This is a genomic window from Acidovorax sp. 35-64-16 (assembly GCF_002281195.1).
In the GTDB taxonomy this organism is placed as follows: Bacteria; Pseudomonadota; Gammaproteobacteria; order Burkholderiales; family Burkholderiaceae_C; genus Acidovorax; species Acidovorax defluvii.
This window is the reverse complement of the sequence record NZ_NCFM01000032.1, coordinates 22,233-30,327: the sequence shown is the minus strand read 5'-3', so window position 1 is coordinate 30,327 and position 8,095 is coordinate 22,233. Positions and strand designations below refer to the sequence as shown.

The 8,095-nt window shown below is 57.8% G+C and carries 7 protein-coding genes, 1 tRNA gene and 1 pseudogene; all 9 read left to right on the top strand.

Annotated elements, in window-relative coordinates; genetic code table 11:
- Positions 1-99 (top strand): annotated as a pseudogene (locus B7Y64_RS15355) (elongation factor Tu); the annotation flags it as partial.
- 11 nt (positions 100-110) lie between these two features.
- A tRNA-Trp gene (locus tag B7Y64_RS15350) sits at positions 111-186 on the top strand.
- Positions 187-272: 86 nt separating this feature from the next.
- The gene (gene secE / locus B7Y64_RS15345) at positions 273-659 is read left to right on the top strand and encodes a preprotein translocase subunit SecE (RefSeq protein ID WP_111867197.1); all 387 of its coding nucleotides are present in this window, start codon (positions 273-275) and stop codon (positions 657-659) included.
- Positions 656-1,249: a transcription termination/antitermination protein NusG gene (gene nusG, locus B7Y64_RS15340; protein ID WP_291327253.1), complete on the top strand. Its 594-nt coding sequence runs from the start codon at positions 656-658 to the stop codon at positions 1,247-1,249. Before secE ends, nusG begins: the two co-directional genes overlap by 4 nt.
- 123 nt (positions 1,250-1,372) lie before the next feature.
- A complete protein-coding gene (gene rplK / locus B7Y64_RS15335) occupies positions 1,373-1,804 on the top strand; it encodes a 50S ribosomal protein L11 (RefSeq protein WP_024813807.1) in 432 nt (143 codons plus the stop codon).
- Entirely contained in the window at positions 1,805-2,500 is a 696-nt protein-coding gene (gene rplA / locus B7Y64_RS15330) for a 50S ribosomal protein L1 (RefSeq protein ID WP_024813808.1), read from the top strand.
- A 237-nt stretch (positions 2,501-2,737) separates the two neighbouring features.
- Entirely contained in the window at positions 2,738-3,262 is a 525-nt protein-coding gene (gene rplJ / locus B7Y64_RS15325) for a 50S ribosomal protein L10 (protein WP_291327255.1), read from the top strand.
- 40 nt (positions 3,263-3,302) lie between these two features.
- Positions 3,303-3,677, top strand: coding sequence for a 50S ribosomal protein L7/L12 (gene rplL / locus B7Y64_RS15320; RefSeq protein ID WP_024813810.1), 375 nt, complete (start codon positions 3,303-3,305; stop codon positions 3,675-3,677).
- A gap of 301 nt (positions 3,678-3,978) precedes the next feature.
- Positions 3,979-8,091, top strand: coding sequence for a DNA-directed RNA polymerase subunit beta (gene rpoB / locus B7Y64_RS15315; RefSeq protein ID WP_291327257.1), 4,113 nt, complete (start codon positions 3,979-3,981; stop codon positions 8,089-8,091).
- Positions 8,092-8,095 lie beyond the last annotated feature (4 nt).

The following is an 8,095-nucleotide window of genomic DNA, read 5'->3' as shown; positions in this document are numbered from 1 at the left end:
CTGATCAACCCCATCGCCATGGAAGAAGGCCTGCGCTTCGCCATCCGTGAAGGCGGCCGCACCGTGGGCGCTGGCGTCGTGGCCAAGATCATTGCTTAAAGCGTGTTCATAGGGGTATAGCTCAATTGGCAGAGCGTCGGTCTCCAAAACCGAAGGTTGTAGGTTCGATTCCTACTGCCCCTGCCACTTGAATGTGGTCAAAAAAGCCCGCCATGAATTGGCGGGCTTCGGCGTCTTAGGCGACGCCAGAAATCGAAGCAGGAATTTTACACATGGCCACTACACAAGTTGAAACCGTCAATACCGGGGCGGACAAGGCCAAGCTCGCTGCGGCCGTGGCTTTGGTCATTGCTTCCGTGGCGGGCTTTTATTTGCTGGGCAAGCAAGGTCCGATCGTGCAATGGGCTGCGTTGCTGGTGGGCCTCGTCGTTGCTGCGGCCGTATTTCTGGTTTCAGAATCAGGGCGGCAGTTTGTCGCCTTCGCTCGTGATGCTTGGCGTGAAGTCAAAAAGGTGGTATGGCCTACGCGCAAAGAAACCGTTCAGATGACGGCTTATGTGTTTGCATTTGTCGTGATCATGGCGCTGTTCTTGTGGTTGACCGACAAGACCCTTGAGTGGGTGTTTTACGACCTGATTCTGGGCTGGAGAAAATCATGACAAGCGTTGTGGAGTTGACTGGGGCGGATGCCCCTGGTGGGGCTGCATCCTCCAATCCTGATTTGCGCTGGTACATTGTCCACGCTTATTCTGGTATGGAAAAAGCAGTTGAGCGCAACATCCTCGAGCGCATTGCTCGCTCCGGAATGCAGGATAAGTTTGGTCGCATTTTGGTGCCCACCGAAGAGGTGGTCGAGATGAAGAACGGCCAGCGCAAAACAACGGAGCGTCGGCTTTTCCCTGGTTATGTGTTCGTCGAGATGGTCATGGATGATGACACTTGGCACTTGGTCAAGCACACCAACAAGGTCACTGGATTTGTCGGTGGTGCGAAGAATCGCCCCGCTCCCATCTCTGAAGAAGAGGTGCAGAAAATCGTCAGCCAGATGCAGGAAGGCACTGACAAGCCCCGGCACAAGGTCGAGTTCATGGCGGGTGAGTTGGTTCGGGTCAAGGAGGGCCCTTTCACGGATTTCAATGGATCGGTGGAAGAGGTGAATTACGAGAAGAGCCGAGTGCGCGTTTCCGTGATGATTTTCGGTCGCTCCACGCCGGTGGAGTTAGAGTTTTCGCAGGTCGAAAAAACCTGATTTGTTGAATTTTTGGGCATCACACTTTCCGACTCGGTGTGAATGCAATTTGTGAGTCGTTAGCCCCGGGGAGCCTATTCTTGCATCAGCAAGTTCGGCGTTATTACCCGCAAGGAGAAAACCATGGCGAAAAAAATCGTCGGTTTTATCAAGCTGCAAGTACCAGCTGGTAAGGCCAATCCATCCCCACCCATTGGCCCTGCGCTCGGTCAGCGCGGCCTCAACATCATGGAGTTCTGCAAGGCATTCAATGCGCAGACCCAAGGTGTCGAGCCCGGCCTGCCGCTGCCGGTGGTCATTACGGCCTTTGCTGACAAGAGCTTCACCTTCATCATCAAGACGCCGCCTGCGACGGTTTTGATCAAGAAGGCCATCAAGCTGGAAAAAGGTTCACCAAACGCACTGAGCACCAAGGTCGGCAAGATCACTCGCGCCCAGCTCGAGGAAATCGCCAAGACCAAGTTCAAAGACATGAATGCCGCCAATGTGGACGCTGCTGTCCGTACATTGGCTGGCTCTGCACGCTCCATGGGCGTGACGGTGGAGGGTTTGTAAATGGCCAAGCTGACAAAAAAACAAAAAGCCCAGCAGGGTAAAGTGGACAGCACCAAGCTGTACGCATTCGCTGAAGCCATCGTGATCGTCAAGGATGCGGCGACCGCCAAGTTCGACGAGTCTATTGATGTGGCAGTGCAGTTGGGCATCGACGCCAAGAAGTCCGACCAGGTTGTGCGTGGCGCCGTGGTGCTGCCCAACGGCACTGGCAAGACCACCCGCGTGGCGGTGTTTGCGCAAGGTGCCAAGGCTGATGAAGCCAAGGCCGCTGGTGCTGACATTGTAGGCATGGACGACCTGGCCGCCATGGTGAAGGCTGGCGACATGCCTTTCGATGTGGTGATTGCTGCTCCGGACGCTATGCGCGTTGTGGGTACCTTGGGTCAGATTCTGGGTCCACGTGGCCTGATGCCAAACCCCAAGGTCGGAACTGTGACCCCTGACGTCGCCACGGCTGTGAAGAACGCCAAGGCTGGTCAGGTGCAATTCCGTGTTGACAAGGCTGGTATCGTGCACAGCACGATCGGTCGCCGTTCGTTCGACAACGACAAACTGCAAGGCAATCTGGCAGCTCTGATCGACGCGCTGTCCAAGGCCAAGCCCGCAACCAGCAAGGGCGTGTACCTGCGCAAGGTGGCAGTGTCCTCCACGATGGGACTTGGCGTCCGCGTGGATACACAGACCATCGCAGCGTAATCGCAAAAAATCTTCGGGCCGGCCCTCGGGTGGGCCTGATGTGGTGGGCTGGGGCTGCTTCGGGAGCCGCAGGCCATCCAAGACCGTTGGTGCGCGACGTTGTCGCGCTTAAAGCCAGACAAGGCGCCAACGCAGATGGCGATCCCGCTGCAGATGGAAATTTTCCTAAACAGTTGGTCGCTGCAACAAGAGCGCGCACGAGGCATTCTGCCGAGTGCGCATTTTAAGGAGTAGACCTTGAGTCTTAATCGCAGTGAGAAAGAAGCGGTCATCAGTGAAGTGACCAGCCTCGCCGCTAAAGCTCAAACGCTTGTGATCGCGGAATACCGTGGCATCACGGTCGCCGACATGACCAAACTGCGTGCCGATGCTCGCAGCAAAGGTGTCAACTTGAGTGTTTTGAAGAACACTTTGGCTCGCCGTGCTGTAGCTGGAACCGGGTTTGACGTGGTGGCTGACCAGATGACTGGTCCGTTGATCTATGGCTTCTCTGAAGACGCAGTGGCCGCTGCCAAGGTGGTGGCCGACTTCGCAAAAACCAACGACAAGTTGGTGATTCGCGCAGGCGCTTTCGGGGGTAAGGCTTTGGACGTTAATGGCGTCAAACAACTGGCCAACATTCCTTCCAAGGAAGTGTTGCTGGCACAGGTGTGTGGCTTGCTCATGTCCCCCATGTCGCGTACGGCCGTTGTGCTGGGCGCGCTGGCGGCAAAGAAAAGCGAAGGCGCTGCCGAGCAGGCAGCCGAACCTGTCGCGGCTTAAGCGCCCGACAGTTAACCAACAAATTTGTTAGGAAATCAAAATGGCATTCGACAAAGACGCATTTTTGACCGCGCTGGACAGCATGACGGTTCTGGAACTCAATGAGCTGGTAAAAGCCATTGAAGAGAAGTTTGGTGTGAGCGCTGCCGCTATGGCCGCTCCTGCTGCTGGTGGCGGCGGCGCTGCTGCTGCTGCCGAAGAGCAGACCGAATTCAACGTTGTGCTGCTCGAAGCTGGCGCCAACAAGGTGTCCGTCATCAAGGCAGTTCGCGAAATCACCGGCCTGGGCCTCAAGGAAGCCAAGGACCTGGTGGATGGCGCTCCGAAGAACGTCAAGGAAGCTATTGCCAAGGCTGATGCCGAAGCAGCAGTCAAGAAGCTGGTGGAAGCTGGCGCCAAGGCTGAACTGAAGTAATTCAGTCTCCTTCAAGGGCTGGAGTGCTCCTATCGGGTCTCCAGCCTTTGGTGCTTTCAGAGTGCACCCGAAAACCAGGTTGAACGGTTTCCCGAAGACACAAGGTCGACGGAAAACGCGCAGCAGATTTTCGAGTGTCTTCTGACAACCCCGACAGCAGAAGACGCCTTGGTTCGGGTGATGTGCAACGCATCACCGTCCGCCATGGTTGGTAGTGGCCAACCGCCAAGCCCGTAAGGACGCATCTCCTTGCGGGTCAGTCGTCGAAGACCCAGGACTCATGTCTTTGCCCGGAGATCTCATGGCCTATTCCTACACCGAACGCAAGCGAATTCGCAAAAGTTTCGGCACCCGCGATAGCGTGCTCGAAGTTCCTTATCTGCTGCAGATGCAGAAGGACGCATACACCGCTTTCCTGCAGGCTGATAAAGCACCCCAGAAAAGAACCATCGAAGGCCTTCAGGCTGCATTCGACGCTGCCTTTCCTATCGTCTCCCACAACGGTTTTGTGGAGATGAAGTTCATCGAGTACAACCTTGCCAAACCCGCATTCGATGTGCGTGAATGCCAGACACGCGGTCTGACTTTTGCGTCCGCTGTCCGGGCCAAGGTTCAGTTGATCATTTATGACCGCGAGTCTTCAACCTCACAGTCCAAGGTGGTCAAGGAAGTGAAGGAGCAAGAGGTGTACATGGGCGAAGTGCCGCTCATGACCGAAAAAGGCTCGTTCATCATCAATGGCACCGAGCGCGTGATCGTCTCGCAGCTGCACCGTTCGCCCGGTGTGTTCTTCGAGCACGACAAGGGCAAGACCCACAGTTCGGGCAAGTTGCTGTTTTCGGCGCGCATCATTCCGTACCGCGGATCGTGGCTCGATTTCGAGTTCGATCCCAAGGACATCTTGTATTTCCGGGTTGACCGTCGTCGCAAGATGCCGGTCACCATCCTGCTGAAGGCCATCGGCCTGAACCCCGAATCGATCCTGGCGAACTTCTTCGTCAACGACAACTTCCGCCTGATGGACAGCGGCGCACAAATGGAGTTTGTGTCCGAGCGTCTGCGTGGCGAAGTGGCCCGTTTTGACATTACCGACAAATCCGGCAAAGTGGTCGTGGCCAAGGACAAGCGTGTCACCGCACGCCACACGCGCGAACTCGAGCAGTCGGGCACCACGCACATCAGCGTGCCGGAAGACTTCCTGATCGGCCGCGTCGTGGCCCGCAACATCGTGGATGCGGACACTGGCGAAATCATTGCCAAGGCGAATGAAGAGTTGACCGAAGCACTGCTCAAAAAGCTGCGCAGCTCGGGTGTACAGGATGTCCAATGCATCTACACCAATGAACTAGATCAGGGTGCGTACATGTCGCAGACCCTGCGCATCGACGAGACGGTGGACGAATTCGCTGCCCGCGTGGCCATCTACCGCATGATGCGTCCTGGCGAGCCGCCTACGGAAGACGCTGTACAGGCCCTGTTCCAGCGCCTGTTCTACAACCCCGACACTTACGACCTGTCGCGCGTGGGCCGCATGAAGTTCAACGCCAAGATCGGTCGCGGCGAGTCCACCGGTCCCATGGTGCTGTCCAACGAGGACATCCTGGCCGTGGTCAAGATCCTGGTGGATCTGCGCAATGGCAATGGAGAAGTCGATGACATTGATCACCTGGGCAACCGCCGCGTGCGTTGCGTGGGTGAGCTGGCCGAAAACCAGTACCGCACCGGTTTGGCTCGTATTGAAAAGGCTGTGAAAGAACGTCTGGGCCAGGCAGAGCAAGAGCCGCTCATGCCCCACGATCTGATCAACAGCAAGCCCATCTCGGCCGCACTGAAGGAGTTCTTCGGTGCCTCGCAGCTGTCGCAGTTCATGGACCAGACCAACCCGTTGGCTGAAATCACGCACAAGCGCCGCGTGTCTGCCCTGGGCCCAGGTGGTCTGACGCGGGAACGTGCAGGCTTTGAGGTGCGTGACGTGCACGTGACCCACTACGGACGCGTGTGCCCTATCGAAACGCCAGAAGGCCCAAACATTGGTCTGATCAACTCGCTGGCACTGTATGCGCGTCTGAACGAATACGGTTTCATTGAAACCCCGTATCGCCGCGTGGTGGATGGCAAGGTCACCAACGACATCGATTACCTTTCGGCCATCGAAGAAGGCAAGTACGTGATCGCGCAGGCCAATGCCGTGCTCGACAAGGACGGCCGTCTGACGGGTGAGTTGGTGTCTGCTCGCGAAAAGGGTGAATCCATTTTGTGTGGTGCCGACCGCGTGCAGTACATGGACGTGTCGCCTGCGCAGATCGTGTCGGTTGCTGCCTCGCTGGTTCCGTTCCTGGAGCACGACGATGCAAACCGCGCACTGATGGGCGCCAACATGTCCCGCCAGGCTGTGCCTGTGCTGCGCCCTGAAAAGCCGCTGGTTGGCACGGGCATCGAGCGCGTGGCTGCTGTGGACTCTGGCACTGTGGTCACCGCGACCCGTGGCGGCATTGTGGATTACGTCGATGCGACGCGTATCGTGGTTCGTGTCAATGACGCAGAAGCACTGGCGGGTGAAGTCGGTGTGGACATCTACAACCTCATCAAGTACCAGCGTTCCAACCAGAACACCAACATTCACCAGCGTCCCATCGTCAAGAAGGGCGACAAGCTGGTCAAGGGCGATGTGATTGCCGACGGTGCATCGACGGACTTCGGCGAAATCGCCATTGGCCAGAACATGCTGATCGCCTTCATGCCCTGGAACGGCTACAACTTCGAAGACTCGATCCTGATCTCCGAACGCGTGGTCTCCGAAGACCGCTACACCTCGATCCACATCGAGGAGCTGGTGGTTATGGCGCGCGACACTAAGCTGGGCGCCGAAGAAATCACGCGCGATATCCCTAACCTGTCTGAGCAGCAACTGAACCGTTTGGACGAGTCCGGCATCATCTACGTGGGTGCCGAAGTGCAGCCCGGCGATACGCTGGTGGGCAAGGTCACGCCCAAGGGCGAGACCACGCTCACGCCTGAAGAGAAGCTGCTGCGTGCCATCTTCGGCGAGAAGGCTTCGGACGTGAAGGACACCTCGCTGCGCGTGGACCAGGGCTCGTCGGGCACCGTGATCGACGTGCAGGTGTTCACCCGCGAAGGCATCCAGCGCGACAAGCGCGCCCAGCAGATCATCGACGATGAACTCAAGCGCTTCCGCCTGGACCTGAACGACCAGCTGCGCATTGTGGAAGCCGATGCGTTTGACCGTATCGAAAAGCTGCTGACCGGCCGCGTGGCCAACGGCGGCCCACAGAAGCTGGCCAAGGGCACGAAGATCGACAAGGGCTACCTGGCCTCGGTTGAGAAGTTCCACTGGTTCGACATCCGTCCTGCCGAAGACGAAGTCGCGACCCAGCTCGAATCCATCAAGAACGCTCTGGAGCAAACCCGCCACAGCTTCGACCTGGCTTTTGAAGAAAAGCGCAAGAAGCTCACGCAAGGCGACGAGCTGCCTGCTGGCGTGCTGAAGATGGTCAAGGTGTACCTGGCCGTCAAGCGCCGCCTGCAACCTGGTGACAAGATGGCCGGCCGCCACGGTAACAAGGGTGTGGTCTCCAAGATCGTTCCCGTTGAAGACATGCCTTACATGGCCGACGGCACGCCTGCCGACATCGTTCTGAACCCGCTGGGCGTGCCTTCGCGGATGAACATTGGTCAGGTGCTGGAAGTCCACTTGGGCTGGGCTGGCAAGGGCATTGGTCAGCGCATTGGCGACATGCTGCAGCAAGAAGCCAAGGCTTCTGAACTGCGCGCCTTCCTGGAAGAGGTCTACAACTCGCGTGGCCGCAAGGAAGACCTGTCGCAGCTGTCGGACGAAGACCTGCTGGCCATGGCGCAGAACCTGACCGCCGGCGTGCCTTATGCAACGCCAGTGTTCGACGGTGCTTCGGAAGAAGAAATCAAGGACATGCTGAAGATTGCATACCCTGATGACATCGCCGAACGCAAGGGCCTGACGCCTACCCGCACGCAAGCCTATCTGCACGACGGCCGCACGGGTGACCGCTTCGAGCGTCCCACGACCATCGGCTACATGCATTACCTGAAGCTGCACCACTTGGTGGACGACAAGATGCACGCCCGCTCCACGGGTCCTTACTCGCTCGTCACGCAGCAGCCGCTGGGTGGTAAGGCGCAGTTCGGTGGCCAGCGTTTCGGGGAAATGGAAGTGTGGGCGCTGGAAGCGTACGGCGCCGCCTACGTGCTGCAGGAAATGCTGACCGTGAAGTCCGACGACGTGGTGGGCCGTACCAAGGTGTACGAGTCCATCGTCAAGGGCGAACACGCCATCGAAGCCGGCATGCCGGAATCGTTCAATGTGCTGGTCAAGGAAATTCGTTCCCTGGGCCTGGACATCGAACTCGAACGCTCCTGAACAG

Excerpts from the sequence above, each read along its gene's own strand:
- secE (WP_111867197.1), top strand. The coding sequence starts at position 273 with ATGGCCACTACACAAGTTGAAACCGTCAATACCGGGGCGGACAAGGCC.
- nusG (WP_291327253.1), top strand. The coding sequence starts at position 656 with ATGACAAGCGTTGTGGAGTTGACTGGGGCGGATGCCCCTGGTGGGGCT.
- rplK (WP_024813807.1), top strand. The coding sequence starts at position 1,373 with ATGGCGAAAAAAATCGTCGGTTTTATCAAGCTGCAAGTACCAGCTGGT.
- rplA (WP_024813808.1), top strand. The coding sequence starts at position 1,805 with ATGGCCAAGCTGACAAAAAAACAAAAAGCCCAGCAGGGTAAAGTGGAC.
- rplL (WP_024813810.1), top strand. The coding sequence starts at position 3,303 with ATGGCATTCGACAAAGACGCATTTTTGACCGCGCTGGACAGCATGACG.
- rpoB (WP_291327257.1), top strand. The coding sequence starts at position 3,979 with ATGGCCTATTCCTACACCGAACGCAAGCGAATTCGCAAAAGTTTCGGC.